The sequence below is a fragment of the Nonomuraea sp. CA-143628 genome, assembly GCF_050942315.1.
GTDB lineage: Bacteria > Actinomycetota > Actinomycetes > Streptosporangiales > Streptosporangiaceae > Nonomuraea.
Window position 1 is genome coordinate 9,892,757 of record NZ_CP192072.1, and the last position, 25,918, is coordinate 9,918,674.

24 protein-coding genes and 1 pseudogene are annotated in these 25,918 nt (G+C 69.9%); 15 read left to right on the forward strand and 10 right to left on the reverse strand.

Annotation, left to right across the window (positions count from 1 at the left end):
* The first annotated feature begins 47 nt into the window (after positions 1-47).
* The 4 genes and pseudogenes from ACQP2T_RS44820 to ACQP2T_RS44835 all read left to right on the forward strand — a co-directional run bounded on the left by ACQP2T_RS44820 (position 48) and on the right by ACQP2T_RS44835 (position 4,120).
* Positions 48-1,106: a tyrosine-type recombinase/integrase gene (locus ACQP2T_RS44820; RefSeq protein ID WP_433510938.1), complete on the forward strand. Its 1,059-nt coding sequence runs from the start codon at positions 48-50 to the stop codon at positions 1,104-1,106.
* Complete coding sequence (locus tag ACQP2T_RS44825; protein ID WP_433510939.1) at positions 1,103-3,046, forward strand: tyrosine-type recombinase/integrase; 1,944 nt, start codon at positions 1,103-1,105, stop codon at positions 3,044-3,046. The genes ACQP2T_RS44820 and ACQP2T_RS44825 overlap by 4 nt, the downstream gene beginning before the upstream one ends.
* Before the next feature lie 49 nt (positions 3,047-3,095).
* Positions 3,096-3,320: pseudogene (locus ACQP2T_RS44830) on the forward strand (transposase); the annotation flags it as partial.
* Between the two features lie 206 nt (positions 3,321-3,526).
* On the forward strand, positions 3,527-4,120 hold the full coding sequence (locus ACQP2T_RS44835) for a YdcF family protein (protein WP_433510940.1): 594 nt from the start codon (positions 3,527-3,529) through the stop codon (positions 4,118-4,120).
* Positions 4,121-4,214: 94 nt separating this feature from the next.
* On the opposite strand, the gene ACQP2T_RS44840 is transcribed toward ACQP2T_RS44835, so the two are convergent.
* Positions 4,215-4,502 (reverse strand): hypothetical protein, encoded by a 288-nt coding sequence (locus tag ACQP2T_RS44840; protein WP_433510941.1) that lies wholly within the window; start codon positions 4,500-4,502, stop codon positions 4,215-4,217.
* Between the two features lie 187 nt (positions 4,503-4,689).
* Between ACQP2T_RS44840 and ACQP2T_RS44845 the strand changes: the two genes are divergently transcribed.
* The 3 genes from ACQP2T_RS44845 to ACQP2T_RS44855 all read left to right on the forward strand — a co-directional run bounded on the left by ACQP2T_RS44845 (position 4,690) and on the right by ACQP2T_RS44855 (position 8,591).
* On the forward strand, positions 4,690-5,271 hold the full coding sequence (locus ACQP2T_RS44845; protein WP_433510942.1) for a dihydrofolate reductase family protein: 582 nt from the start codon (positions 4,690-4,692) through the stop codon (positions 5,269-5,271).
* Positions 5,272-5,506: 235 nt separating this feature from the next.
* Positions 5,507-6,388: an N-acetyltransferase family protein gene (locus ACQP2T_RS44850; RefSeq protein WP_433510943.1), complete on the forward strand. Its 882-nt coding sequence runs from the start codon at positions 5,507-5,509 to the stop codon at positions 6,386-6,388.
* Positions 6,389-7,016: 628 nt separating this feature from the next.
* The gene (locus tag ACQP2T_RS44855; RefSeq protein ID WP_433510944.1) at positions 7,017-8,591 is read left to right on the forward strand and encodes a glycosyltransferase family 39 protein; all 1,575 of its coding nucleotides are present in this window, start codon (positions 7,017-7,019) and stop codon (positions 8,589-8,591) included.
* 146 nt (positions 8,592-8,737) lie between these two features.
* On the opposite strand, the gene ACQP2T_RS44860 is transcribed toward ACQP2T_RS44855, so the two are convergent.
* A complete protein-coding gene (locus ACQP2T_RS44860; protein ID WP_433510945.1) occupies positions 8,738-9,076 on the reverse strand; it encodes a putative quinol monooxygenase in 339 nt (112 codons plus the stop codon).
* A gap of 55 nt (positions 9,077-9,131) precedes the next feature.
* Between ACQP2T_RS44860 and ACQP2T_RS44865 the strand changes: the two genes are divergently transcribed.
* Complete coding sequence (locus ACQP2T_RS44865) at positions 9,132-9,560, forward strand: MarR family winged helix-turn-helix transcriptional regulator (protein WP_433510946.1); 429 nt, start codon at positions 9,132-9,134, stop codon at positions 9,558-9,560.
* Positions 9,561-9,601: 41 nt separating this feature from the next.
* On the opposite strand, the gene ACQP2T_RS44870 is transcribed toward ACQP2T_RS44865, so the two are convergent.
* Positions 9,602-10,123: a MerR family transcriptional regulator gene (locus tag ACQP2T_RS44870; RefSeq protein WP_433510947.1), complete on the reverse strand. Its 522-nt coding sequence runs from the start codon at positions 10,121-10,123 to the stop codon at positions 9,602-9,604.
* Between ACQP2T_RS44870 and ACQP2T_RS44875 the strand changes: the two genes are divergently transcribed.
* From ACQP2T_RS44875 to ACQP2T_RS44900, 6 genes are all read left to right on the forward strand, one after another.
* Positions 10,122-10,817: a methyltransferase domain-containing protein gene (locus ACQP2T_RS44875; protein WP_433510948.1), complete on the forward strand. Its 696-nt coding sequence runs from the start codon at positions 10,122-10,124 to the stop codon at positions 10,815-10,817. The two genes, ACQP2T_RS44870 and ACQP2T_RS44875, sit on opposite strands and share 2 nt — an antisense overlap.
* Positions 10,818-10,867: 50 nt before the next feature.
* A complete protein-coding gene (locus ACQP2T_RS44880; protein WP_433510949.1) occupies positions 10,868-12,307 on the forward strand; it encodes an MFS transporter in 1,440 nt (479 codons plus the stop codon).
* 71 nt (positions 12,308-12,378) lie between these two features.
* Positions 12,379-12,939 (forward strand): GNAT family N-acetyltransferase, encoded by a 561-nt coding sequence (locus ACQP2T_RS44885; protein ID WP_433519915.1) that lies wholly within the window; start codon positions 12,379-12,381, stop codon positions 12,937-12,939.
* Positions 12,940-13,233: 294 nt separating this feature from the next.
* Positions 13,234-14,151 carry an NADP-dependent oxidoreductase gene (locus tag ACQP2T_RS44890; RefSeq protein WP_433510950.1) on the forward strand — a complete coding sequence of 306 codons (918 nt, stop codon included), beginning with the start codon at positions 13,234-13,236 and terminating at the stop codon, positions 14,149-14,151.
* 136 nt (positions 14,152-14,287) lie between these two features.
* Complete coding sequence (locus tag ACQP2T_RS44895; RefSeq protein WP_433510951.1) at positions 14,288-17,395, forward strand: BTAD domain-containing putative transcriptional regulator; 3,108 nt, start codon at positions 14,288-14,290, stop codon at positions 17,393-17,395.
* Between the two features lie 96 nt (positions 17,396-17,491).
* Positions 17,492-18,664, forward strand: a complete 1,173-nt coding sequence (locus ACQP2T_RS44900) for an FAD-dependent monooxygenase (protein WP_433510952.1) — start codon at positions 17,492-17,494, stop codon at positions 18,662-18,664.
* A gap of 64 nt (positions 18,665-18,728) precedes the next feature.
* Here the strand turns inward: ACQP2T_RS44900 and ACQP2T_RS44905 are convergent, their stop codons facing one another.
* The 7 genes from ACQP2T_RS44905 to ACQP2T_RS44935 all read right to left on the reverse strand — a co-directional run bounded on the left by ACQP2T_RS44905 (position 18,729) and on the right by ACQP2T_RS44935 (position 25,048).
* Entirely contained in the window at positions 18,729-19,523 is a 795-nt protein-coding gene (locus ACQP2T_RS44905) for a hypothetical protein (protein WP_433510953.1), read from the reverse strand.
* A gap of 10 nt (positions 19,524-19,533) precedes the next feature.
* Entirely contained in the window at positions 19,534-20,127 is a 594-nt protein-coding gene (locus ACQP2T_RS44910) for a matrixin family metalloprotease (protein ID WP_433510954.1), read from the reverse strand.
* A 90-nt stretch (positions 20,128-20,217) separates the two neighbouring features.
* A complete protein-coding gene (locus ACQP2T_RS44915) occupies positions 20,218-21,237 on the reverse strand; it encodes a hypothetical protein (protein WP_433510955.1) in 1,020 nt (339 codons plus the stop codon).
* The gene (locus ACQP2T_RS44920) at positions 21,234-21,614 is read right to left on the reverse strand and encodes a hypothetical protein (RefSeq protein WP_433510956.1); all 381 of its coding nucleotides are present in this window, start codon (positions 21,612-21,614) and stop codon (positions 21,234-21,236) included. Before ACQP2T_RS44920 ends, ACQP2T_RS44915 begins: the two co-directional genes overlap by 4 nt.
* 156 nt (positions 21,615-21,770) lie before the next feature.
* Positions 21,771-23,036, reverse strand: coding sequence for an alpha/beta fold hydrolase (locus tag ACQP2T_RS44925; RefSeq protein ID WP_433510957.1), 1,266 nt, complete (start codon positions 23,034-23,036; stop codon positions 21,771-21,773).
* Between the two features lie 81 nt (positions 23,037-23,117).
* A complete protein-coding gene (locus ACQP2T_RS44930; protein WP_433510958.1) occupies positions 23,118-24,083 on the reverse strand; it encodes an aldo/keto reductase in 966 nt (321 codons plus the stop codon).
* Between the two features lie 170 nt (positions 24,084-24,253).
* Positions 24,254-25,048 (reverse strand): helix-turn-helix domain-containing protein, encoded by a 795-nt coding sequence (locus tag ACQP2T_RS44935; protein WP_433510959.1) that lies wholly within the window; start codon positions 25,046-25,048, stop codon positions 24,254-24,256.
* 127 nt (positions 25,049-25,175) lie between these two features.
* Here ACQP2T_RS44935 and ACQP2T_RS44940 point away from each other — a divergent pair, with 127 nt between their 5' ends.
* On the forward strand, positions 25,176-25,910 hold the full coding sequence (locus tag ACQP2T_RS44940; protein WP_433510960.1) for a GntR family transcriptional regulator: 735 nt from the start codon (positions 25,176-25,178) through the stop codon (positions 25,908-25,910).
* Positions 25,911-25,918: the final 8 nt, after the last annotated feature.

A 25,918-nucleotide genomic window follows, 5' to 3' on the forward strand; every position in this document is an offset into this window, starting at 1 on the left:
CTGGGGGTGGATCCTGCCGGGTGAGGACCGACAGATGGGGCCAGGTGATGACGGTTCATGCGCGACTACTCGACGGAGGGCACCGGCTGACCGGCGCTTGGGACGGTATCGAGGCAGCGAACGCCTTCTTGGCGCACCTGGCCGCGCGGGCGTTCAGTCCGGCCACGATCCGGGCCTATACCTACGACCTGGTGAACTTCGCCCGTTTCCTCATCGAGCAGACGCTTGCCGTTGACGCGGTGACCGCGACGGACGTCTTCGCCTGGGTGGATTGGCAGGGCGTCCGTCGTGACAGTGGCGGCAGGGTGGTGCGGTTGGCGCGACGCAGCGCGGCCCCGTCCACGATCAACCGTCGCGTCGCGGCGGTCCGGGCGTTCTTCGAGTATCAGGTCATGACCGGAGTCCGGGCAGGAAACCCGGTTCCCGCGCCCCGGCGGGGGCAGGGGCTGCGGCCGCAGGCCCGCGGGCTGCTGGGACATCTGGGGCCGGGGCGAGTTCGCGGGGGTGGCCGTCTGGTGCGGCAGCCCCGCCGCCTGCCGGAGTCGCTGCCGAGCGGCGACGTTGAGGCGTTCTTGTCGAGCTTGGGCACTCACCGCGATCGGGCGATGGCGTTGGCGATGCTGCTGGGCGGGCTGCGCTCGGCCGAGGTCCGCGGGCTGAGGCTGGCCGATGTCGACATGGGCGCACGGCGGCTGCGTGTGTTCGGGAAGGGGAACAAGGAACGCGTGGTCCCGGTCGACGCGGCGTTCTTCGCCGAACTGGCTGCCTATCTGCGCCTGGAACGCCCGCCGCGGTTGGGGACGGCCGAGTGTTTCGTGGTGCTGCGGGGCCCGACAGCGGGCGCACCGGTGAGTGAGGCCGGGCTGCGCAGCCTGTTTCGCCGTCATCGGCAACTCTCGGGCGCGCTGCGGGTGCGCCCGCATCGGCTGCGGCACACTTACGGCACCGAGTTGGCCGCGGCCGGCATCGACCTGCTGGCGTTGCGCGAGCTGATGGGCCACGCCAATCCGGAGACCACCGCCGTTTACGTCCACCTGTCGGTCGAGCAGTTGGCAGCCGAGTACGCCGCCGCCCGCTTCCGCCAGATCACAGGTGGTTCGCGATGACCGCCCTCGCTCGCCAAGCCTCAGCCGAGCACAGTCTGCTGAAGGACTACCTGGCCCACGTCGCCGTCCTCGGCCTGGGTCAACGGGCGGTGCGCGATCGCATCCGAATCGCCCGCGCGTTCCTGGCACGTCACCCTGATCTGGATATCTGGATGGCCGGTCCAGCCGCAGAGCGCCACCTCGAGCTCAAACGAACCGGTGCCTGGCCGCTGATCTGCTACGCGATCGGGACCGGCTGCCTGCGGCTGGACCTGGATCTGGCCGGGATCAAGCAAGTGACAGGGTTGGCCGATGCCATCCAGGCTCGCGATCCCGACGGGTTCGCCACAGTCAGGCAGGCCGGGCTGCGGCTCGGTTGGACGGCTGATTGGGTGGAGACGGTGCTCGGCGAGTGCCTGGCCGTGCTGCTGGCCTGGCACGGCGGGACGGTCGCCGACGTGACCAGCGAGTTGGTGGACGCCTTCGACGCCGCGATCGCCTCGGCCATGACCATCCCAGCAAGCTCACGCCGCGCTTACCGCAACCGGATCGCCGGCGTCCGCCAGATCTTGTTCGAGTCCCGCATGATCGACACACCGCCCCGACGACGGCCCTGGGCGCGCACCCTGGAGCAGCGTTTCGCCCAGGTGCCGATGGCCGACCAGGTCCGCCAGGTGCTGCTGCGCTATGTCGACACCCGCGCCGCGGTCCTGCGACCCCGATCGGTGGAGAGCCTGGTCAACGACCTGCTGCCGTTCGCCGAATACCTCACCGACCATCATCCCGACGTGACCTCGCTGCACCAGCTGGAGCGGCCCCACATCGAGGGCTACCTCATCTTCAACCGCACCCGGTCATGGCGCGGCCGGCGCGCCGCGGCCGGGGCAGGCCGAAGCATCTCGGCAGCAGTCGCTCAGGCAGCGGCACTCAGCCTGCGCAACATGCTCGACGACATCGCCGCCTGGGGCTGGGCCGAAGCACCCACGCGCCGCCTGGTCTTCGCCGCCGACATCCCCAAACTCGACCAGCCGCTGCCCCGGGCGCTGCTGCCCGACATCGATGCCGCCCTGATGAATGCCGTCGCCCGCCTGAGCGACGATTTCGCCCGCCTGACCCTGCCCGTCCTTCGCGGTGCTGGGCTGCGCGTCGGCGAGCTACTCGACCTGGAGATCGGCAGCATCATCGACTACGGCCCCACTGGAACGTGGCTGAAAGTCCCGCTCGGCAAACTCGCCACCGAACGCATGGTCCCCCTGGACGCCGACACCCTCGCCGCGCTGGATGAATGGGCCACGCTGCGCGGCGTTCACCGACCGCTGCCGCATCCACGCACCGGAACACCGACCGACTTCCTGTTCACCCAGCACGGCCGCAGGCTCGGCGCGACCCGGCTGCGCAATGGCCTGCTCGCCGCCGCCGAACTGGCCGGACTCCGCGCGCCCGACGGCGGAGTGCTCGTCGTCACCCCACATCAGCTCCGCCACACCTGGGCCACCGGCCTCGCCAACGCCGGGATGAGCCTGCAGGCACTGATGGCTCTGCTCGGGCATGTCACCCCGCAGATGACCATCCGCTACGTGACCTTGGCCTCCCCGACACTGCGCACCGCCTACGACGAGGCGATGGGCAAGATGCGCCGCCAGTTCACCCTGACCCCGGCCGGCAAGCCGATCGTTCCGGACAAGGTGACCTGGCTGAACAGCGAAATGCTCAAGACCCGCGTCGCTCACGGCTACTGCTCCCGACACGAAGCCGCAGGCGCCTGCCCCTACGCCAACATCTGCGAAACCTGCGACAACTTCGTGACCGGCCCCGAGTTCACTGACGCCCTGCGCAGCCAACTCACCGATGTTCAAACACTCCAGGCCGACGCCGACAATCGCGGTTGGGACAGCGAGACGGCCCGCCACGCCCGCGTCGCCGACGCACTCACCGACCACATTTCCCGCCTCGAGGGCTGAACTGCAACTTCCGCAACTGCCTTGCTCTGAGGGCCAGGGCCGGTTAAAAGAGCGACTGAACAAGGAGATCCGCCGCCGCACCGACGTGGTCGGCATCTTCCCCGACCGAGGAGCGATCATCCGCCTGATCGGCGCCGTGCTGGCCGAACAGACCGACGAATGGGTCGAAGCCCGCCGCTACATGGGCCTGGACGCCCTGGCCAAGGCCCGTCTGCGCGTGATCGCAGGCGACACACCAGCCCAGAACCCGCTGCCACAGGTACTTACCGCTTAATCTGCAGAAACAGGATCACGCGAAGATCCACTCATACACCACGTCCGTGGACGTGACCGAGTGATCTTGAGTTGCAGGTCCCGGAATCCGGACGGCCGTGCTCCCGCCCGCCTGGCCATGACCTCCAGCCCGGCCGGTGACGGCCCGGAGCATCATCTGTCAGATCTGCCCTTGGACCCGATTGGGCTCGGGTTAGCGTGACCCTCGTGAATACGATCGTGACGGGCACCTGCTCGCTGGTTCTGGCGTTGCTTGGATGGGGTGAAGTAGAGCACTGGCGTGCGTCCAAACGTCGTCTCGGTTCCGCCGTACCTAGGCATGGGACGAGCGAAGCTATTGTCGTGCTCGGATTCCGCAACCGAGGAAACCGGATCAACGCGGTGAACCGGTGGCGCGTTCGTGCCGGGTTGCGATCACTCGACAGGGCGGAGGGCCGTCTCGTCCTGAGTGGAGGCCCGGCGGGTGGCGGACGACCGGAAGCGGAACTGATGGCCGACTACGCACGCGGGGTATGTGGATACAGTGGCGAGCTGCTTGTCGAAACCGAGAGCCGCTCTACCTGGGAGAATGTCAGGAACGTCATACCGCTGATCGAAGACGCGGACCGCATCAAGCTTGTTTCCCATTCCCTGCACGCCGAGAAGGCGCGTGCATACCTCTGGCGACAGCGTCCCGATCTCGCGACCCGCCTGGTAAAAGCGCGAGATTACCGTTTCGGAGAGTGGCTCCTGATCAAGCCAGCCCTCGCGCTGCTCGGCCTGCGAAACTTGCGCCGGATCGCCAGGTCGTCGGTTGGATAGAGCCCGAACCGGTTGATGTACTCGGTGAAATAAGGCGACATCTGCGCCAGCAGCTCGGCGGTGACCTCCAAATCTTAGGCGATCAGCTCGCGGATCACCTCGGCCCTGGGTGCACCGCGCCGGTGCCGTGCGTGGACCAGTCGACCTTCCACATCAACGCGTGCCCGGTGGGTGTCTCGCCGTCGTACAAGGTGACATAGGGATCGGCTCCGGCGAGCAACGGGGCGCGGGTCACGTAGCCGGTGGCGGCCCGCGCAGCCGCGTCAGTGGTCACGACGGCGGCCGCAGCCTCGTCAGTGGTCACGACAGCGCCCGCGGCGGCCAGCCCTGCCAGGGCGCCTGCCCGCAACGCGCCTCTCCTGTTGGTCGCGGCACTGAGCATGAGGCGATCCTGGGCGTTCCAGCCCCAGGAGGAACAGGCGGTTGCGGGTTCCCGCAACAGGCTCGACCTCAGTTGATGTAGCGAAAGTCAGTGTGGGACTGGTGACATTTGCAGCTGTTGGCCGACGCGCCCTCCGGACATGATGGGTGTCCACAAGCTGATCTATGGAGGAAACGGAGTGCCTGACATGGCCAAGCTCGTTGTCTGCAACATCATGTCTCTTGACGGCTTCTACGCGGCGGCGGACGGCAACCCGCTCGTGCTGCCGATGGACGCCGCGTTCGACGCCTACAACCTGGAGCGGATCCAGGCCGCCGGCTCACTGCTGCTCGGCGCCGACTCGTACCGGATGTTCATGGGGTTCTGGCCCGCCCAAGCGGACAACCCAGAGGCGTCCACGGTGAACCAGCAGTTCGGCGCGATCTACGGGCGGATCGAGGTCAGTGTCGTCTCCGACTCGCTCATGGACGAGGACATCGCGCAGTGGGCGGACCGGACGACCGTGGTCAAGCGCGCCGACGCCGAGGGGTGGGTCAAGGAGCTCAAGCAGCGCACCAGCGGCGACATCGTCACCTTCGGCAGCCGGATCACCTGGAACGCCCTGCTCCGCGCCGGGCTCGTCGACGAGCTGCACCTGATCGTCGGGGCGAAGGCGCTCGGCGAAGGGACGCCGCTCTTCACTCAGCCGGTCGAGGGGCTCACCATCGCGGAGGTCCGCAGCCTCGACGGCTCCGACAACGTCCTGCTGCGCTACGCCGCGACCGGCTGACCGGCGAAGATGTAGGGTCGTCCGAGGGAGATCCTGCCGGGCGGCCGGGCTTCTGATCGTGTGGCCCACCCAACGTGGGCCGATCTACTGCGCGATGATCGCGCCCGCTATAGTTTGCCGATCGCGTCGGATGTCGAGGCCGTACTTGCAGGAGGTGTGCAGCAGATGCGCAGGACCGTTCAGCGGCAAGACCGCAGCTCTGCTATCCCCCACCTTCCTTCAAGCCGGAGACACCGTGTCGATTCGCATCACCCCTCTGATTGACCCCAAGCTCACCTCATCCAGCCGGCGCGTCGCCTGGCTGGCCACCCGATCCACCGGCGTTCCCGTCGGGTCGGCATTTCTTCGTCTGTTCACCGGGGCGGGCCAGGAGCATCTGGCCGCGCTCGATCTTCACGTCCACCCGGCCGAACAGCGCGTCGGCGTTGGTTCTCTCCTCCTGACGGCCGCGCTGGCCACGGCCCGCGACGAAGGCCGACGCTCCGTCATCGCGGAAGCAGAGCCCGGCTCGCCGGGAGAGGTCTTCCTGTCGGCACACGACTTCCGCAAAGTGCTGACCCTGACCTACACGCGACTGCCGCTCGCGCAGACCGACCTCCCCGGCCTTCGGGAGATCGTCAGCAGCCCGCACCTCGGGTATCGGCTGGTCGCGTGGGACGGGATGGTGCCCGACGAACTGGCCGAGACGTTCGCCGCGGCCCGCCGCGCCATGGACGACATGCCGATGGACGACACCGACTACGGCAGCGTGCATTGGGACGTCGACCGCGTACGGGAGGCGGTGCGGACGATCGAGAACCGAGGCGACCTGCTGCACACCGTGACCGCCGTCGCCGAGTCGGACGGCTCCATCGTCGGCTTCACCGAACTGGTCGTTCCGGGGGACGGCAAGGGCGATGCCCAGCACTACGGCACCGGCGTGCTGCCGGAACATCGCGGGCACGGCCTGGCCCGCTGGATGAAGGCCGAGTCCATCCGGCAGGCCCGCGAGCGCTACCCGTACCTCGATGGCCTGCTGACCGATACGGCCGACAGCAACCGCCCGATGCGCGCCATCAATGACGCGCTCGGCTACCTGCCGACCCATCAGAAGGTGACACTCCAGCTCGCCCTGTAGCGGCGGTTGAAGCGGCTGTTTGCCGCTGTTGTGCCGGGCGCGCCGGCTTGCGCCGTCTGATGACGTGAGCCGGCCGCGTCCTGAGTCGCACGCCAAAGGTGCCCGTCTTGCCGTTGTCGTCGACCAGCATCGACGTGAGGTGCACAGCCGCTGACAGCACCCCCGCGACCGTGACGGAACGGACGATCCAGCGAGCGGAAGCGAAGGAGAAGTTTTCCGGAAGCCTTGGCTGCGACGCTTTTCGGCGTACTCGAGGGAAGGCAAGTTTCTCCATGCGGAACAACCACATCCCGGGTTCGCCACGGCCGCGTGTCGGGTGGGATCGGGGCGCCCTGCCGTGATTAGTTCCGGTGGATTTCCCGGATCACCCGCCGCCCCCGACTCAGTACAGCTGCCTCCAGCTTCATCCCACCGCTGAGGCAGCGGGGAGACGGACGGTCTTTCACCTCTATTCGGCCAAACAGCGCCTCGTGGCGCACTGGCCAACGTGGCACCAGCCGCCAAACAGGATCTGACCTGGGGGATCGGCTTCCTGGGATCGGAGCCGACCGCGTCAGGGCGTGATTTGGCCGGTCGTTGAGTACGGCTTCGGGCTCCGCCGATTCTGGGGACAAGATTGAGAACGCGCATGCCCGGCTCTTCCAGGCTGGTCGTTGCCGGCCCGGCCGTGATCGCCATGGCCCTGGGACTGTGGCGGATCGACGGACCCTCCTACTGGGCCGACGAAGGGGTGTCGGTGGCGATCGCCAGCCGTTCGCTGGCCGACCTGCCCACCATCTTGGCCCACATGGACCTGGCGCACGGTCTCTACTACGTGCTGCTCCATTTCGTCGCCGCAGTGGCGGGCACGAGTGAGCTCGCGATGCGTCTTCCCTCGGCGCTCGCCACCGCCGCGGCGACGGCCGTCCTGGCCATGCTCGGCCGCCGCCTGCTCTCCCCGGAGGCCGGCCTGTTCGCCGGGCTGATCTACGCGCTGCTGCCCGTCGTCAGCCGGTACGCCCAGGAGGCCCGGCAGTACGCGCTGGTCACCGCACTGATGGTCGGTGCCACCTATCTCCTTGTGATGACGATCGACGCAGACCGGGATCGACGGTACCGGTGGCGGCCGTGGGCGGCCTACACGATCGTGCTGGCGGCCGCCGGGTGGCTGCACTTATACGCGCTGTTCATCCTGCCCGCCCACGCGGTCATCCTGCTGTGGAGGAGGCCGCGGGCTGCCGGGTGGCGGGACTGGATCGTCTCGGCTGGAGTCGCGGGCGTGCTGGTGGCGCCGCTGGCCTTGGCGGCCCGTACCCAGTTCGGGCTGGTGTCCTGGATTCCCCGGCCGGATCTCGGCACCGTCCGGCACCTGGGATGGCTCGTCTTCGGGGGAAATCCCGTAGCGATCGTCGCAGTCCTCGCGCTCGCCGTCGTGGGACTGTCCCGGCGTCGGCACCGCGACGGCCTGGCGACACAGTGGGCGATCCGCCGCGGCACGGCCGGTCCGCCGACGCTGGATATCGTGCCGGGTTCTCGCCTACCGAGGATGGCGACACTCGACGTCGCCACCCTCGAGGTCGCGCTGACGCCGCGTGAGTCGGCCCGGCTGACCGTCCGGACGGTGGCCCTGCCGTGGCTGCTGGTTCCCGGCGGCCTCATGGTCGCCATCTCCCTGATCGGTCCGCCCATCTTCTACCCGCGTTACGTGCTGCACAGTGTCGCGGCCCTGGCCCTGGCGGCCGGCGCCGGCATCGCGTACGTCGTCGCCTGGGCGGCTTCCCGAATGCCCCACGCCCGCCTGTTGATCCCCGCGGCGGCGCTGGCCGTGCTCATCGTGTTCACCGGACCGGCCCAGGTAGCCATCCGGCAGCCGTTCAGCAGGCCGGACAATCTCCGGGCCCTGGCCTACACACTGCGAGACAACGCCCGGCCCGGTGACGCCGTGCTCTACGTCCCTGCGGGGAACTGGATGTCCACGCTGCCCTACCCAGACTCCATCGCCCGGCTCGACACCCGGAGTCTGAACGCCGACGGATTCTTCGGCGAGTTGTCACCTGGACAACTGCACCGGGCCGCGGGGCGGCTGTCCCGCATCTGGGCGGTGGAGGGCGCGACAAGCTACGGCAATGGCGTACAGATGCGCGACGATCCCCGATTCCGGCGAATCGGCTACTGGTCGTTCCGCACCAGACAACTGTCCTTGTACGAACGCGTGCCGCGCTGAACGAGAACGGTCGACTGATGACATTCCCGCTGGTTTCCGCATAGCGGCGCAACGAGCCCGCGCCGCAGGGCGAGCGCTTCGTCATGGGCGCGATCGGCGCGCTGCAGCCTCGGCCGACGGCAACCGCCCGAATCGCCGCCCCGTGCTCAGCGGTGGTGCACCGATGCGACGGCGTACAGGTGCGGGTCGAATCCGTCTGCCAGCGCGGCGGCCTGGCGCATGTGCACCTGAGCGGCCGGGGTTTCGAGCATGGCCTGGAAGGCGTCCGCGGTCTCCCACTGGGCGTAGTTGACCACCCTGGTGCCGTCGTCGCTGGCGTGGATGTTGGCGGCGACGAATCCGGGCAGGTGCTGCATGACCTCCTCGGTGGCGGTGACCAGCAGGTCGACGAGCTCACGCTGACGGTCGGCCTGGACGGTGAAGACATTGATCAGGGTCGCCACCGGGGCGTCGACGGTGATGGTGGTGGTGGTGGTCGCGGGCATGACTACTCCTCATGTCAGGTTCCTTACAAGGAGGATTATGTGTAAGGTTCCTGTCATGAGTCAAATGGATGTCCGTCAGCACGTCGGCTATCTGGTCAAGCAAGTGAGCCAGGCCTTCCGCGCCGCGTGCGAGGAGCGTCTGCGCGAGTTGGGCGTGTCCATGTCCCAGTACGCGGTGCTGCGGGCACTGGCCGACGCGCCCGGCGCCCCGGCCGCCGAACTGGCCCGGCGCACCTTTGTCACTCGGCAGTCCCTGAGGGACGTGCTCGCCGGGCTCACCCGGGCCGAGCTGGTCTCCGTCGCCACGCAGCCGACCTCAGGTCGAGCCCTGCCGGTCACCCTCACCGATGCGGGTCGATCCCTCCTCGACCAGGCCCACAGCGTCGTGCTCGACGTGGAGGAACGCATGATCACCGACCTTCCGCCAGGCGAGGTGGAACAGCTGGCCTCCCTGCTCACCGCCTGCGCACGAAACCTGGCCTGACACCGACACCGGCACATCGGCCTGCCCGCAAAGTGAGCTGATCAAGCGCCCGATCGCCTGACGGTTGCCACAGCTGGCGTCGCTATTCCTGCCATGCTTTCGTCATGTTGGGGTGTGCTCGGCAGGGGATCATCGGCCCCTGTCGGCGCCACCCCCGCGAGGCGGGCCCGGTAGTTCGGGCAGGTCGTGATGTCCTCGTGTGAGCAGTTCATTCCGGCTTCGAGGAGATCTAGTGCTGAGCGCAGCGCCGCCATCCTGAGCTGCAGCGCGCGGTGGTTGCTGCGCAGCACGTCCTTACGGGCGGCCGGGTCGCCCGCGGCGAGAAACCTCCGGATGTCCGGCAGTGGCAGGCCGGCCTGCTTCGCGATCACGATCGACGCCACCCGGAACAGGTCGTCGCGGGTGTAGCGGCGGCGGTCGCCGGCGACGCGGGCGGGCGAGAGCAAGCCCACCGACTCCCAGTGCCGCAGTACGTGAGTCTGCAGGCCGAAATGGTCGGCCACCTGGCCGATTGTCATCGGATTTGACTTCATGTCGAAATTAAGTCGGACCATGGCAGGCATGTCCAATCTGCTTGCTGTTCTCGACGCCGTCGACGCGCAGCCCATGTCCATCGAGCTGCGCACACGTTCCTACGAGTTGCTCGGCGACCTCACCGGCCGAACCGTGGTCGACGTCGGCTGCGGCGGTGGCCGCGGGGTCGCCGAGCTGGCCGAGCGCGGGGCCCGCGCGGTCGGGGTCGACCTCGACCCCGAGATGATCGCCATGGCCCGGAAGCGCTGGCCGGCCGGCGAGTTCCACGTCGGCGATGCCTGCGAACTGCCGCTGGAGTCCGGGTCGGTTGCCGGCTACCGCGCGGACAAGGTGTTGCACACGCTCCATGACCCGGCGCGAGCCGTGGCCGAGGCCCGCCGGGTGCTCGCGCCGGGCGGCCGGGCCGTGCTGCTCGGTCAGGACTGGGACACCTTCGTCATCGACTCGGACCAGCCGGAGAGCACCCGCCGACTGGTCCAGGCGATGGCGGACTCGGTCCCGTCCCCGCGCGTCGCCCGCCGATATCGCAACCTGCTGCTCGATGCCGGGTTCACCGACCCGGTCGTCGAGGTGCGCACCAGCGTGTTCACCGACGGCACCGCGCTCGCCCTGCTGCACCGGATCACCGACGAGGAGAGCTGGCTTGCCGAGCAGGCCGAGCGCGCCCGCACGAACCGGATCTTCGTCGCGGTGCCGATGTTCCTCGTCGCCGCGCGGGGATGACCGACCGCTATGACAACGATCATGAACCGAGCGACGGAAGGAGCCCGGTGATGCACGGGTTACAAGATCCGACGCATGACACGGACAAGCCGCAGGAGCCCGCGGACCCCCGCCGTTGGAAGGCGCTCGCGGTGATATGCACGGCACAGCTCATGCTGATGCTGGACCTCACCGTGATCAACGTCGCCCTGCCCGACCTCGGCGCCGATCTGGGCCTGAGCCGTGGGGCCTTCACCTGGGTGGTCAGCGTCTACGTGCTGTTCCTCGGCGGGCTGGTGCTGCTCGGCGGCCGGCTCGCCGACGTCTTCGGCGCGCGTTCCATGATGCTGACCGGTCTGGTGGTCTTCATCCTCGCCTCGCTGGCCAGTGGTTTGGCGCAAGACGAGAATCTGCTGATCGGTGGCCGCCTCTGTCAGGGCATCGGGGCCGCGATGCTGTCCCCGGCCGCGCTGCGGGCCCTCACCGGGATCTTCCACGGCACCGAACGCAACAAGGCGCTGGGCGTGTGGTCCTCTCTCGGGGGCATCGGCTTCGCCGTCGGGGTGTTCGTCGGTGGACTCCTTACCAGCGGCCCTGGCTGGCGCTGGGTCTTTTTCATCAACATCCCGATCGGTGTCGTCGCTCTGGCCGCCATCCGGGCCCTGGTGCCGGCGGGCCGGACAGAGGGCGCCAACCGGCGCATCGACGTGCTGGGCGCGGTGACCGTCACCGCCGCCACCGGTTCGTTCATCTACGGCATGATCAACGCCGGTGACCACGGCTGGGCGGATCCTGGCACGCTGGTGCCCATCGCCGCCGCCGTCGTCTTGTACGTGGCGTTCACGGTCGTCGAACGCACAGTGCCGAGTCCCTTGATGCGCCCGGACATGCTGATACGTCGTCCGGTCGCGACCGGCGCTTTTCTCATGCTCATCGCGGCCGGCGTGACCGTCGCCGACCTGTTCATCACTTCGCAGTATCTGCAGCACCTTCGCGGCTACAGCGCGTTGGAGACCGGCCTGTTCTTCCTGCCCACAGCCCTGGCCACCGTGGTCGGTGCCATCGTGGGCGGCCGCCTGGTCGGCACCATCGGCACCCGCCTCGTGGCCGTCGCCGGCCTGGCCCTGGTCGCCATCGGGAACGGACTTCTCATCGGCCTGTCGGCGAACGGCAACGTCTACACCCAAGCCCTTCCCGGCGCCGTACTGTTCGCGCTGGGCGGCGCCCCGGTGTTCGTCGCCGCGACCACCGCCGCCCTCGGCCGAGTCACTCAGCACGAGGCCGGGTTGGTATCGGGCATGGTCTACACCTTCAATCCAACCGGTTCCGCCATCTTTGTCGCGGTGGGCTCCACCGTTGCCGCCCCGGGCCTGACCAGCACACCCTCGATCGAGGGGTTCACCAACGTCTTCACCATGTTCACTGTCGTCGCCGCCGTAGCGGCGGGGGTCTCGCTGGTCCTCGCACCGTCCGGAAAGCCACAGATGACCGGCGTCCCGGGCGTCCGCTGATTCGGCGGGGATCAGGACACGCCCGAGAGCGCCGGGTATCCTCCGACAACGAAGGAGCTCATGTGGCAGAGATGACCAGCACCGCCGTGGGACACATCCCCTTCCCCGCCGAGGTCCGCCTGTCCGGGCTCGGCATCACCCTGCGCGAGTGGCGCGACGGCGACATTCCCGCGATGGCGCACCTGTTCGATGATCCCCAGGTCGACCGATGGACACCGTTGCACTCACCCTTCGACGAGACAGCCGCCCGCGCCTACCTGGGCCAGGCACGTCAACGCCGCGCGGACGACCAGCGCATGCAACTGGCCATCACCACCGACGGCGCCGCTCCGCGAGGCGAGATCCTGTTGTTTCGCACCGGCAGCCCCGGCGAGGCGGAGCTGGCGTACGCGATCGGTGCCGACCACCGCCACCAGCGCCTGGCCTCGCGCGCGGTACGGCTGATGATCAGCTATGCCTATGACGTACTGGCGCTCACCCGGTTGCTGCTGCGCATCGCCGAAGACAACCTCGCCAGTGCCGCCGTGGCCGGCAGCTGCGGCTTCCAGCTCACCGACGCCGCACCCATTAGCCGTCAGGCCGCCCGGGACCCGCTCCTGACCTGGCGGCACGCTCCACCCATCACCCCATGACGCGGGTCGCGGTCGCCATCGTGACCGCGACGGCAACGCCCGCGCCTGCAAGAAGAAACCTCACACCCGCTGGTGGTCGCCTCCACGGCCTCGCCCGTCCTGGCCCGGCACACGCCGAGCGTCTGCGGGCCGGGTTTCCTCGGCCTGTCCCAAGGCTGCCCGACTCTCATCACGACCGCTCCTTCCTACCGGGAGGTGACGTACGCACTTCGAAGTGCGTACTTCCCGTTGGAGAGCTACCTGCCGATAGTGAAGCAGGTAAATCATCCAACACCCGCCATGGGGAGCGAAACCATGAGCATCTCTACTTTCCGTACGGCCGCCGTCCGCACCCCGGCCGGGCCCGACTCGATTGAGATCATCGACGTTCCCGTCGTCGAGCCTGGGCCCGGTGAGGTCCGGGTCATGGTCGCGGCCGCGTCGGTCAATCCCGTGGACCTCGCGGTCGCCCGTGGCCTCTTCCATTCCATGGGGCTGGTCAACCAGCCCGAGCGCACCGGCCTGGGCTGGGACTTCTCCGGGACTGTCGTCGCGACCGGCCCCGGCGTGAACCTGGAGGCCGGTACGCCGGTCGCCGGCCTGGTGGACGGCTTCGACCGCGATTTCGGCACCTACGCCGAACAGCTCGTCGTGCGGGCCTCCGACGTCGCCGTAGTTCCCGACGGGCTGGACTTGATCGCGGCCTCGACGGTACCGCTCAACGGGCTGGCGGCCGCCCAGATCGTCGATCTCCTTGGCGACGCACCCAGCGACGGCGACCAGTTGCTGGTGACCGGGGCGGCCGGCGCGGTCGGCGGGTACGTCGTCTCGCTCGCGCGGGACCGCGGCTGGCAGGTGACCGGTCTGGCCAGAGCCGAGGACGAGGAGTTCATCCGTGGCCTGGGTGCCGGGTTCACCACGCAGGCGGAGCCGGGCTGGGACGCGGTCGCCGACGGTGCGGCGCTGCAGGAGCGGGGCCTGGCCCTGGTCCGCGATGGCGGGATCTTCGTCGGCGTCCAGCCGAGCGCCAAGCCGGCCGCGGAGCGCGGGATCACCGTACGGGTCGTGGTCGCGCATCCCGACGGCGCTCGACTGGGCGACCTGCTCGCCCGCACCGCGTCCGGTGAACTGCCGGCCCGAGTGCACACGGTCATGCCGCTGGACCAGGTCGCCGAGGCCCACCGGGCCATGGCCAAGGGCGGAGTGCGCGGTCGCTACGTGCTCATACCCTGACCAGCTCACCCAGCCGCCGGGCTCCGGGTGCCCAGCAGGCTGGAAAGAGGCAATGCCGCGCGAACACGCCCGGTGTGAGGGCCGCGACGCGGATCTGTGTGAGAGCATGCCCGGCCAATGGGACAGAATCGGTGCCGTGCAGTTCGGGATCCTTGGGTCGCTTGAGGTGCGGACGGCCGCCGGTGAGGCGGTCGCCGTGGGTGGGCCGCGCCCTCGGGCGCTGCTCGCGTTGCTGCTGCTCGACGCCGGGCGGCTGGTCAGCGTGGAGCGGCTCATCGACGGTCAGTACGGCGACGACCCGCCCGCCGGGGCGGCCAACGCCATCCAGGCCCACGTCTCCCGGCTGCGCCGGAATCTGCCGGCCGGGCTGGTGGAGTTCCATGGTGCCGGTTATCGGCTGGCGGTGGAGCCGGAGGACATCGACGCGCATCGGTTCGAGCGGCTGGCCCGGGACGGGCGGGGGCTGCTGGCGGCGGGGCAGCATGAGCCGGCCGCGCGGGTGCTGAAGGAGGCGCTGGCCCTGTGGCGTGGGCCCGCGCTGGCCGATGTGGCCGACGCGCCGTTCGCCGCGCCGCAGGTGGCGCGGCTGGAGGAGGCGCGGCTCGCGGCCAGGGAGGATCTGGCGGAGGCCGAGCTGGCCCTGCCCGGAGGGACCTCGGTCGCCGAGTTGCGCGAGCTGGTGGCGGCCCATCCGCTGCGTGAGCGGCCGCGCGGGCAGCTCATGCGGGCGCTGCACGCCTCAGGGCAGCAGGCCGCCGCGCTGGCGGTCTACGACGAGGTACGGCGGCTGCTGGCCGACGAGTTGGGGGCCGATCCGGCTCCTGAGCTGGCGGCCCTGCACCTCGCGATCCTGCGTGGCGAGGAGCGGCGGGAGCAGGCTCCCCGGCGGCGGGTGCCCGTACCGCTCAACCGGCTCGTCGGCCGGGAGGAGGAGCTGGCCAGGATCGCCGCGCTCGGCGAGGCCCGGCTGATCACCATCGTCGGCCCCGGGGGCATGGGCAAGACGCGACTCGCCGTCGAGGCCGTCAACCAGGCGGGTCCGGGCCGGGAGGTCGGGTTCGTCGATCTGTCCTCGGTCGACGACGGGCTTCAGGTGGCCCCGGCCGTGCTGGGCGCGCTCGGGCTGCGCGAGGCCGGGTTGCAGGTGCCGGCGCTGGACCGTCCCGACCCGGTGGACCGGCTCGTCGCCGCCCTCGCCGACCAGCCGTCGCTGCTCGTGCTCGACAACTGCGAGCACGTGGTGGCCGCCGCCGCCGAGCTGGTCCGGCGGCTGCTGGACGCCTGCCCCGGTGTCGCGATCATGGCGACCAGCCGGGAGCCGCTCGGGCTCACCGGCGAGATGCTGGTCCCCCTCGCGCCGCTCGCCGTGCCGCCGCCGGGCACCGATCCCGCCGACGCCCTCTCCTACCCGGCCGTACGGCTGTTCACCGAGCGGGCCGCCGCCGTCCGGCCCGGGTTCACGGCCCGTCCGGAGGCCATGTCCGAGGTCATGGAGGTCTGCGCCGGGATCTGCGCCACGCTGGACGGCCTGCCGCTGGCCATCGAGCTGGCGGCGGCGCGGCTGCGTACGTTCACCCCGGCGGAGATCGCCGACCGCCTGAACGAGCACGGCCGCTTCAAGCTGCTCTCCCGCGGCGACCGTACGGCGGCGGCCAGGCACCGCACCCTCCACGCGGTGGTCGAGTGGAGCTGGAGCCTGCTCACCCCGGAGGAGCAGGAGGTGGCGAGGCGGTTCTCGGTGTTCGCGGGGGGAGCCTCGCTGGAGGCGGCCGAGTCCGTCTGCGGTGACGGCGACGTGCTGGCCGACCTGGTCGACAAGTCGCTCATCGAGGCCGACGGCGGGCGCTACAGGATGCTGGACACGATCCGCCTGTTCTGCGCCGAGCGGCTGGCCGAGGCGGGAGAGCAGCGGCGGGCCCGCGACGCGCACGCCGCCTGCTTCCTCGGCCTGGCCCGGCGGGCCGACCCGTGGCTGCGGCGGGCCGAACAGCTCGACTGGCTGGCCCGGCTCTCCGCCGAGTACGACAACCTGCGGGCCGCGCTCCGGCACACCGTCGAGGAGGATCCGGAGACGGCGGCGCGGCTGGTCGCGGCCCTGTCGGTGTACTCGTGGCTGAGCGGGCGGCGCGAGCAGATCGCCTCGTCCGCGCTACGGCTGCTCCATCTGATGGGTGGCGAGCCGGTCGCGGGGCTGGAAGAGGAGTACGTCATGTGCGTGCTGCAGGCCGTGCCGGAGGTGTCCCCCGAGCGGTGGGAGCGGGCCGCGGACATCATGACGACGCTGGACGGCGAGCTGCGCCACCCGTTCCTGGCCGTGCTGTGGGGCATGACGGCGGGCCCGGCCGACGCGGTGTCCACCCGGCACCGCGGGCGGCTGCTCGGCACCGACCCGTGGAGCCGGGCCGTGTCCATGCTGGGAGAGGGGCTGATCCACCTGCACGGCGGCCAGGTGGCCGAGGGTGAGCGGCGGCTGGAGGAGACGCTGACCCGCTTCCGCGCCCTCGGCGAGCGCTGGGGGATGGCGCAGAGCCACGAATGGCTGGCGATGATCGCGAGCCGGCGCGGCGACTGGGCGGCCGCCAGGCGGCTCTGGGGCCAGGCGGTGGACCTGAACGGGCAGCTCGGCGCGGCGGACGAACTGGTGGACCTGCTGTGCCGCCGGGCGGCGGGGCTGATGCGGGAAGGCGACCTGGACGGGGCCCGCGCCGATCTCGAACGCGCCGCCGAGCTGGCCCGCCGGACGGGCATGGCGCGCGGGCTGCCGTTGCTGAACATGGCGTGGGGCGACCTGGCGCGATTCTCGGGTCAGTACGACGAGGCGCGGGCCCGCTACACCGCCGTACTGGACGCCGCCGTTCCCGGTTCGTACGCGACGGAGGGCATGAGGCCATTCGCCTGTACCGCGCTCGGCCGGCTGGCCGCGACCGAGGGAGATCTCACCGAGGCCAGGCGCAGGCACGGGGAGGCGCTGGAGCTGGCGCGCACGGTGGTGCCGACGGACGCGGCCGAGATCGCCGAGGGCCAGGCGGGTCTGGCGCTGCTCGACGGAGCGGCCGAGCGGGCGGCGTACCTGCTGGGCGTGGGGGTGGCGCTGCGCGGTACGACCGTCGCGGGTGATCGGGACGGCGCCATGGTCGCCGCGGCGGCGACCGAGCGGCTGGGCGCGGACGGGTTCGCCGCCCACTTCGCCAAGGGCGCCGCGCTGAGCGGCGACGAGGCGCTGTCCGTCCTCGTCGGCGGTTGAGCGGCGACCAAGCGCTGTCAGTCCTCGGCGGTCGACAGGTCGCACTGTCAGCCGGTTGTCCTCAGGGTGTCAGCGCGCCCCGCGAGAGTCGTGGACATGCAGAACACCAACGTCCTCATCTCCGGTGCCAGCGTCGGCGGCCCCGCCCTCGGCTACTGGCTCGCCCGCTACGGTTTCCGCGTCACGATCGTCGAGAAGTCCCCCGGCCTCCGCCCCGGCGGTCAGGCCGTCGACTTCAAGGGCGACGTCCACATGACGGTCCTGCGCCGCATGGGCATCCTGGACGACGTACGCCGCCTGCAGACCGGCGGCACCGACCAGACCCTCGTCGACGCGCGCGGGCGGGCGCGCGCGGTGATACCGGGCGAGTTCACCGGCGGCGAGATGGAGATCCACCGCGGCGACCTGGCCCGTCTGGTCTACGAAAGGAGTGCCGAAGCCGGCTGCGAGTACGTCTTCGGCGACTCGATCACCTCCCTCACCGAGACCCCCGGCGGGGTGCACGCCACCTTCGAGCGCTCCGCGCCGCGCACGTTCGACCTGGTGATCGGGGCCGACGGCATCCACTCGAACGTCCGGCGCCTGGTCTTCGGCCCCGAGTCGGACTACGTCGAGTTCCTCGGCCACTACTACGCCCTGGCCGAGGTGCCCGAGCGGTTCGGCGCGAACGCGCAGATGTACAACGAGCCAGGCAGGATGGTCACCGCCGGCGGTCCCAAGGCGTCGGCCTTCTTCGTCTTCGCCTCCCCGCGCCTCGACTACGACCGCTACGACACCGAGGCGATGAAGCGGGTCGTCCTCGACGCCTACGCCGGGATGGGGTGGCGGACGCCCGAGATCTTGGACGCGGTGCGCCGCACCGGCGACTTCTACCTCGACTCGATCAGCCGGGTGAAGATCGATCGGTACTCCCAGGGGCGGGTGGCGCTGCTGGGCGACGCGGCCTACGCCAACACGCTGGGTGGGTTCGGGTCAGGGCTGGCGCTGGTGGGGGCGTACGTGCTGGCGGGTGAGCTGGCGGTGGCCAACGGCGACCATCGGGTGGCGTTCCGGCGGTATGAGGAGGGCTTCCGCGAGTACGCCAAGGTCTCGGAGAAGGGGAACGCCGGTCCGTGGCTGGCGCCTCCGTCGAAGGGGCGGATCAGGATGCGCAACTGGATGTTCAAGGTGGGCTTCCTGCTCAAGCTCATGATGAAGATGACGGACGACTTCGCCGAGAACATCACCCTGAAGGACTACCCGTCGCTGGTCCGCGACCTGGCCAGGTGAGCGGGCGCCGCGGTGAGAGCACGGCTGAGGGCCCCGTCGGGAGCCACTCAGCCGTGGCGTCCGGTCAGCAGCCGGACTGGTCCGTCGCCGTACCCTTCTCGCAGGCCGACTTCTGGGCCCGGCCGCGCAGCTGCGCCAGCGGGGAGTCCCCGGCGGACCTGAGCTGCGCCTGCCGGCCGTCGGTCCCCAGGAGCTGGGCGGCGCGGTCCTCGTCCGCGAGGGGGGCGACGAGCGCCGCCCCCGGCTTCTCCTCGACGAACACCCCCTGGCCGATCGGGAGCTGCACGGACGCCTGGTACGCCTGCGCCCGCGGCGACGCGGCCCGCCGCTTGACCCGGTCCAGGGCGCTGTCCACGTAGAACAGGCCGCGCCCCGCCGTGCCGATCGACTGGCGCAGGCCGTCGAGCGTCGTGCCGGTGGGCTGCTCGACCCGGAGCCGGATCTGTCCCCCGGTGTACCCGCGGCCGAGCTTGCCGGCGAGGACCTTGTCCACCTTGACCACGACGCTGGCCCAGCGGATCGCGGCCTCCTCGCTCTCGTAGGGCACGACCCGCGGCATCGGCGAGTCGTTGTCCGAGGCGTACGCGATGCCCGGCTCCACGCCGACGACCGTGCCCTCGACCAGCGCGGCGGCCGGGCGGAACGCGCCGGACGGCCGGGCGCCGGGGGTGATGTCGTCCAGGGAGTCGAAGAGGTACTGGCCCGTCGCACCCGCGTCCGTGTGGAGCTGGGACCAGAACGAGCGCTGCGGCTGCTGACCGGCCTGTGGGGCGGCCTGCTGCGCAGCTTCCGGTGCGCAGCCGGTGAGCACGGCGGTGGCGCAGGCGGCGACGGCCGTGACGAGTTTGAGGTTTCGCATCGCCGGTCTCCTAGTAGCGGCCGTTGATGTGGGCGACATCGTGCGCGCTGTATTTGATGATCTTGTGCGAGCCGGTCTTCAGGCACGACGTCGACTCGGTGGAGTGGTCGAGCCCGACCGTGTGCCCGACCTCGTGACACGCCAGGGCCTGCCGCTGGGTCGCGGTCATCCAGTCGATGTCGGCCAGATCGTAGCGGGCCTCGTACTGGTCGCAACGCCACGGCTGGCTGCTGTCGGCCGGGGCGATGGTCTTGACGCACTTCGAGTACGCGAACAGGTTGTAGCCCGTGCTGGAACCGTTCCAGTCAAGGTCCCAGTAGTCGACGTAGTACTGGTCGAACGACTCGACGTCGGTGCTCGGGTCCGGGGTGGTGTCGGCGGCCACGGTCATGTCGGTCTGGGAGTCCAGGTTGAGCAGGGCGGCCTTCACAGCGGTCCTGGTACGGGTCTCCAGGGACGCGTAGTTGTACCAGTGCTTGCCGTTGTCGGCGAAGGGGCAGCAGCCGTTGGCGTTGCCGAAGCCGTTGGCGCTGGCCGGAGGCGCGGCGGTGGTGGTGACCGCGACAGCGAGGATGATCGCTGGCAGGAGCTTTCGGTATGACATGTCATCCGTAAATTGAGGGTAAAGGGCGTCCGGATATCCTGCCGGGTGCCAAAGAAGGGATCAACTCGGGCCGCCGCACAGCATCGGCACTCAGCGGCCGAACTTCCAGCCCGGCGGGAAGATGAGCGCCCGCAGGCCGTGTCCCTCCACCTTGCTCGCCCACTCCTCCGGCGTCGCCATGATCTCGCCGTCGCCGTCCACGGCGCTCTTGACCGGCGTGTAACCGAACCCCGAGCCGAACAGCCGCGCCACCAGCTCGCCACCCCGCGTGGCGGGACCGGGCAGGCCCAGCTTGGCCACGTCGTAGCCGAGGATGTAGCCGGTGTTCCCGGCGACGATCCCGCCGAACTCCCTGGTGTTCTCGCCCGCCGACCTCGTCGGCCGGCCGTGGGCGGCGTCGCTCACCGCGTCCAGCGTGAGCGAGCCGGCGGCGTAGGCGGGGCCGTCGATGGCGGCGTAGTTGAGTGTGGTCAGCACGTACTTCGGCAGGCAGATCTGCAGGATCCGGCCGACGTTGACGCCGAAGACGGCCTTGACCGTCTGGGCCAGCTTCACCAGCCGCGCCATCTGGGCGGCGGCCATCGCCTGCGCCACGCCGTACAACATGGTCGTGAGCGGCTGGAAGCAGACCAGCCACAGGAGCTGCACGATCGCCTTGTCCAGCTCGGCGAGCTGCTTGCGCACCCCCTCCACCAGGTCGGCGTAGGCGTCGCAGCCGGCGGCGAGCACCCGGCAGTCCTTGGCGAACGCGGCGGGGAAGCCCATGATCCGCAGGATGTAGAGCTGGGCGAAGGCGTCCACCGCCTGACCGCCGTTGTTGTTCCACACCGAGGCGGCGGCGCTGTCGGCCATCCCGGCGACGCCGCCGGTGTGGCCGTGCGGAGGAGCCTGCTCCGGGCCGGTCAGGTCGTCGGCCAGCTCGCGGAAGGCGGCGGCGGCCTTGCGCAGCTCCGCCGGGTCGATCTCCGGCGCGGTGACCCCGGCGTAGACGCGCAGGGCGACCATCGTCCCGGCGGAGGCCAGCAGCAGGGTCGTCATCAGGGTGGCGGGTGACAGGACCCTGGCCCCGCTCAAGGCCGTCGGCGACAGCATCGGCCTGATGGGGATCACGGGGTGTCCTCCACCGGCCAGCTGTAGACCGGCACGTCCGCGATCTTGATGTCGTCGGCGATGCCCCAGTCGACGGTGGCCACGTTGCGGCGCATGGTCAGGATGCCGTCGGCGATGTCCCCGTACACGGCCGCGAAGTCCTCGATCATGCCGAGCATCTCGTCGCGCTTCGGCTTGTACCACTCGACGAACGCCTTGTCGGCCGGCTCGTTCACCGGCCAGCCGCCCAGCGCGCCCAGCGCGTCGGCGGCCTTCCTGACGGCCCGCCGCAGCGCCTCGGACGCGTCGTCGAAGGCGGGCGCCGCGTGCTTCCTGAGCTGATCGTGATCGATGTCGAGGGGCGGCCGTGACGGCCCGTCAGGAGAGGCTTCTGCCATCGGTCACCGTTGATCGCGAGGACGGGATCGTCATGCGATCACTTTCACGGTCTGATATGTCCGAAGTGTCTCTCTGTCGTTACGATCACATCTACGCATTTCCGACATCCGGCGTTCACCGGGTGTTCGCCCGGGAACGCCGTGTCAGAACTCGCATCAAGGGGTCTCAACGGCGGCGAACCGGGCCTCGACCCAGGCGAGGATGTCGGGCATGGCGCCGTCGTCGATGCCCATCGTGGTGCCGTACGTGTCGTGTTCGAGCCCGTCGTACACGCGGTAGGTGACGTGCGAGCCTGTGGCGCGGAGGCGGGCGGCGACCTTGGCGTTGACCGGCTCGGGGGTGACGGTGTCGGCACCGCCCTGCAGGAACAGCACCGGTCCGGCGACGCGCTTCCAGCCGAGGCTGTTGTCGCGCAGGTATTGGGTGAAGCGCGGGTCGCTGGAGTAACCAGGCTGGACCAGTGCCGGGCCGGTCAGATCCGCGTAGACCGCGGTGGCCACGCCCAGGCAACCGTTGCGGGCGGCGTCCAGGCGGGACAGGGCGGCGGGGGTCAGGAGACGTCCGATGTCGATCTTCGGATCGCTGTAGGCGGCGCCCTGCGCCAGCAGCGGGGCGAACCCGCCGTACGGGACGGTCGTGGCGACGTGGGCGGCCAGCGCGGGCAGGTCGGCGGCGGGCGAGGTGACGACCACGCCCCGGTAGCCCGGCTCGGGGCGCGTCACCTGGCGTTCGGCGAAGCCGAGTGCGGCGCCGCCGCCCTGAGAGTGGCCCCACAGCACCCAGTCGCCCGACAGGCCCGGAACCGCCTGGCGCGCGGACCGCACCGCCCCGGCGATGTCCTCCGCCTCGGCGGTCTTGTTCACCAGTTCCGGACGGCCGGTCGTACCCAGGCCCGCGTAGTCTGGGGCGACGACCGCGTACCCCTGCTCCAGGAAGCGGACCATCTGGTTGCCGTGGTACAGATCGCGCATCAGCGACGGCGCGCAGTCCGCGGCGATGCCGCTGGCGCCGTGCGCGTCCACGACCACCTTCCAGCCGCCCGCCGGGCGCGGGCGGTCCTGCGGCACCAGGACGACGCCGGAGACCGCCATGTCCCGGCCCCGGGAGGTACGGGAGTGATACAGCACGCGGACGGCCTTGACCGGCTTGTCCTCCACCACGTAGTCGGAGGTGGCCGCCGCGCGGATCAGGGTGCCGCTCGGCGCCCACGGCAGTGGGTCGGGGGCGTCGTAGAAGGAGGTGCGAGGCAGGGCGTTCTGCCGCTGGGCGGTCCAGGCCCAGTCGATCTGGCAGGCCTGGTCGCAGGTATCGGCGTTCGCTTGCGGGCCCGTGGCGGGCGCGGTGGCCAGGACGGCGCCGACCGCGATGACCGCCGAGAGCCGGCGGGCTCTCGCCAAGAAGGCATGACGAATAGACCTCATGGGAGGCTCCTGTTTCAAAAGGGGTGAGTCAGCCGCCCGGCTGACGCGAGGCCGGTGGGCCGATCCGGCCCGGCGTCGCGCTTATCCGACAGGGCGGCCGTCGACCAGCTTTCCGCTGGGTCCGTAGACGAAGTCGGTGGTGGTGTCCATGATGAACTCCATCGGGAAGCCCAGGTCGATCGAGGCGGCCTGCTCCAGCCGCCGCACCGCTTCTTCGGGCAGTTCCAGGTCGATGGCGGCGAGGTTGTCGGTCAGCTGGTCCAGGGTGCGGGCGCCGAGGATCGGGTGGATCCAGGGCCGGTGCGCCCGCGTCCAGGCGATGGCGACCTGCGAGGAGGAGACACCGAGCTCGTCGGCCACGGCGTCCACCGTACGCGCGACGCTCAGGTCACGTTCGGAGATGGTGGCGCGGTCGACCCGGGACGGACCGTCGGCACCGGACCGGGTGAACTTGCCGGACAGTACGCCGCCCGCCAAGGGCGACCACGCGGCCACCGACAGCTCCAGAGCGGCGGCCATGGGCAGCAACTCGCGCTCGATGTCGCGTTTGACCAGGCTGTAGGGCAGCTGGAGGCCGGCGAACGGCGTCCAGCCGCGGAACTCGGCGATGGTGTTCGCGCGGGAGATCAGCCAGGCGGGCGCGTCGGAGATCCCGACATACAGCACCTTCCCGGCCCGTACGAGATCGTCCAGCGCCCGCATGGTCTCCTCGATGGGCGTGCTGGGATCCCAGATGTGCACCCACAGCAGGTCGATGTAGTCAGTGTCCAGCCGGCGCAGGCTGGCCTCGACCGAACGGACCAGGTTCTTGCGGTGGTTGCCACCGGCGTTGGGGTCGGCGCCGTCCATGGTCAGGGTGTACTTCGTGGACAGCACGAAGCGGTCGCGGTCGGTGCCGAGCAGTTCGCCGACGATCTGCTCGCTGCTGCCCTCGGTGTAGCGGTTGGCGGTGTCGATCACGTTCCCGCCCGCTTCGGCATAGGCGGCGAACATCTTGCGGCACTCCTCGATGGAGGCGCCCCATCCCCAGTCCTGCCCGAAGGTCATCGTGCCCAGAAAAGCCTCAGACACCCTCAAACCGGTGTGACCAAGCAGTCGGTATCGCATAACAGAATCTCCTTCATATTCGCGCCGAGTCGGCGTCATGAAGGAACCTATCGACCGTGATCGGCATCCGTATTGCACGTTCTTGCCCCGTCCACTCGCCCTGCCCGGGGTCAGCGCGAGGTCCAGGTCGTACCTCGATAGGTCGACTGATATATGGCCGGGGTCATCCCATAGGCTCGGGCGAACACCCTGGTCAGATGGGGCTGGTCGTGGAACCCCGTCTCGTACGCGACCTCGGCGATCCCCGCGCCGTGCCGGAGCAGCTCCCTGGCGCGATCCAGCCGGAGACGCAGATGCAGCTTGTGCGGCGGCAGGCCGAACCGCGCCGTGCACGCGCGGACGAGCCGATACTTGCTGAGGTCCGCCATCGCGCTGAGCTCGTCCAGCGTCACGTTGCGGGAGAGGTTCGCCCGCAGATACTCACGTACGAGCTCGGGGGCCCGCTGCCTGATGTCCCTCCCGCCCTCGGCATCGTAGGCGTGCCGAGCCAGCGCGGCGACGAACTCCAGCACCCCCGTCTCCTGCCGCAGCGCCGAACCGGCTTGCCCCGGCGGCAGGTAGAGAGAGCTGTGCACGGACCGGAAGCGGTCGGCCAGCCCGCTGTCCCGGATCACCGGATCCCCGTAGCGCACGGCGTCAGGCGCGGCGACCTCGGCGATCAAGGACGGCGACACGCACATGATCTGCCAGTGCGCCGACCCGGGATCGTCCGGCTGCCCGGAATGGGCGTCGTCCGGATGGAGAGCGAGCAGTTGGCCGGGAGCGGCGTGGAATGTCGTGCCACGTCTGCGAACGGTGAAGCCGGAGTCGAGCACGAGAACCACTTTGAGCTCTTCATGGACGTTGCCGCTGTAGGACTGCGCCTGCCCGTCCACGACCACGACGTCCGGCACGTCCTCGGACACCCGTGGAGCTTCTAACTGAGCCACACCTGACACGGTCACAACCATAGCCAACGACGCTTTGCCGGGATTTCTGGATCTCATCGCATACTGGAAGAATCTCCATGACAGGCGACGGACCGGAGGACTGATGGCCGAACGACCCGGCGAGGCACGTGCGGAGGAGCCTGCGGTCAAGCGCAGGAGGCCCCGCGCGGGTAGCGGGGAATCGCTCGGCGACCAGGCTTACGAGCACATACGCGCCGCGATACTCCAGGGAAGATACCGGCCCAACCAGCGGCTTCCGGAAGACGAGGTGGCGGCGCGGCTCAACAGCAGCCGCACTCCCGTACGCGTCGCGCTGATGCGGCTGGTCGATCAGGGGCTGGTCGTCCGGGAGCGGCAGGGCTGGGTGGTGCGCGAGCACACGCCGGACGAGATCCGCGAGATCTACGAGGTGCGGTGCGCCCTGGAGTCGATGGCCACCGGGCTGGCCGCCGTGCGCGCGTCCGAGGAGCAGTTGGACACCATCGCCGCGTTCTACGACGGGCCGATGGCGGACTTCATCCAGCGCCCACGGGCCGAGCTGGGGCGGATGAACCGCGATTTCCACGAGGCCATCGTGCGGGCCTCGGGCAACGGCCGGCTGCTGGACGAATGGCTGCGCAACCGCGACTTCGGCATCACGTACAACATGGCCGTCCTCTTCACCCCGGACGAGGTGGTCACCTGCGTGGCGGGCCATCAGCGCATCGTCGAGGCGCTGACGAACCGCGACCGTGAGGGCGCGGAGCGGCAGGCGCGGATCCACGTCGAGGACGTCCAGGCCGCGGCCAGTCGCCGGCTCGACGCCCTGGGGATGTCCGCCGGGCTTTACCTGTCCTGAAGGCCCGG

Bases quoted from the DNA above. Each gene is read 5' to 3' on its own strand.
- ACQP2T_RS44900 (WP_433510952.1), top strand. From the start codon at position 17,492: ATGCAGAACACCAACGTCCTCATCTCCGGTGCCAGCGTCGGCGGCCCC.
- ACQP2T_RS44845 (WP_433510942.1), top strand. From the start codon at position 4,690: ATGGCCAAGCTCGTTGTCTGCAACATCATGTCTCTTGACGGCTTCTAC.
- ACQP2T_RS44870 (WP_433510947.1), bottom strand. From the start codon at position 10,123: ATGCCTGCCATGGTCCGACTTAATTTCGACATGAAGTCAAATCCGATG.
- ACQP2T_RS44905 (WP_433510953.1), bottom strand. From the start codon at position 19,523: ATGCGAAACCTCAAACTCGTCACGGCCGTCGCCGCCTGCGCCACCGCC.
- ACQP2T_RS44840 (WP_433510941.1), bottom strand. From the start codon at position 4,502: ATGCTCAGTGCCGCGACCAACAGGAGAGGCGCGTTGCGGGCAGGCGCC.
- ACQP2T_RS44860 (WP_433510945.1), bottom strand. From the start codon at position 9,076: ATGCCCGCGACCACCACCACCACCATCACCGTCGACGCCCCGGTGGCG.
- ACQP2T_RS44910 (WP_433510954.1), bottom strand. From the start codon at position 20,127: ATGTCATACCGAAAGCTCCTGCCAGCGATCATCCTCGCTGTCGCGGTC.
- ACQP2T_RS44920 (WP_433510956.1), bottom strand. From the start codon at position 21,614: ATGGCAGAAGCCTCTCCTGACGGGCCGTCACGGCCGCCCCTCGACATC.
- ACQP2T_RS44930 (WP_433510958.1), bottom strand. From the start codon at position 24,083: ATGACCTTCGGGCAGGACTGGGGATGGGGCGCCTCCATCGAGGAGTGC.
- ACQP2T_RS44880 (WP_433510949.1), top strand. From the start codon at position 10,868: ATGCACGGGTTACAAGATCCGACGCATGACACGGACAAGCCGCAGGAG.
- ACQP2T_RS44885 (WP_433519915.1), top strand. From the start codon at position 12,379: ATGACCAGCACCGCCGTGGGACACATCCCCTTCCCCGCCGAGGTCCGC.
- ACQP2T_RS44820 (WP_433510938.1), top strand. From the start codon at position 48: ATGACGGTTCATGCGCGACTACTCGACGGAGGGCACCGGCTGACCGGC.
- ACQP2T_RS44865 (WP_433510946.1), top strand. From the start codon at position 9,132: ATGAGTCAAATGGATGTCCGTCAGCACGTCGGCTATCTGGTCAAGCAA.
- ACQP2T_RS44890 (WP_433510950.1), top strand. From the start codon at position 13,234: ATGAGCATCTCTACTTTCCGTACGGCCGCCGTCCGCACCCCGGCCGGG.
- ACQP2T_RS44925 (WP_433510957.1), bottom strand. From the start codon at position 23,036: ATGAGGTCTATTCGTCATGCCTTCTTGGCGAGAGCCCGCCGGCTCTCG.
- ACQP2T_RS44855 (WP_433510944.1), top strand. From the start codon at position 7,017: ATGCCCGGCTCTTCCAGGCTGGTCGTTGCCGGCCCGGCCGTGATCGCC.
- ACQP2T_RS44940 (WP_433510960.1), top strand. From the start codon at position 25,176: ATGGCCGAACGACCCGGCGAGGCACGTGCGGAGGAGCCTGCGGTCAAG.
- ACQP2T_RS44875 (WP_433510948.1), top strand. From the start codon at position 10,122: ATGTCCAATCTGCTTGCTGTTCTCGACGCCGTCGACGCGCAGCCCATG.
- ACQP2T_RS44825 (WP_433510939.1), top strand. From the start codon at position 1,103: ATGACCGCCCTCGCTCGCCAAGCCTCAGCCGAGCACAGTCTGCTGAAG.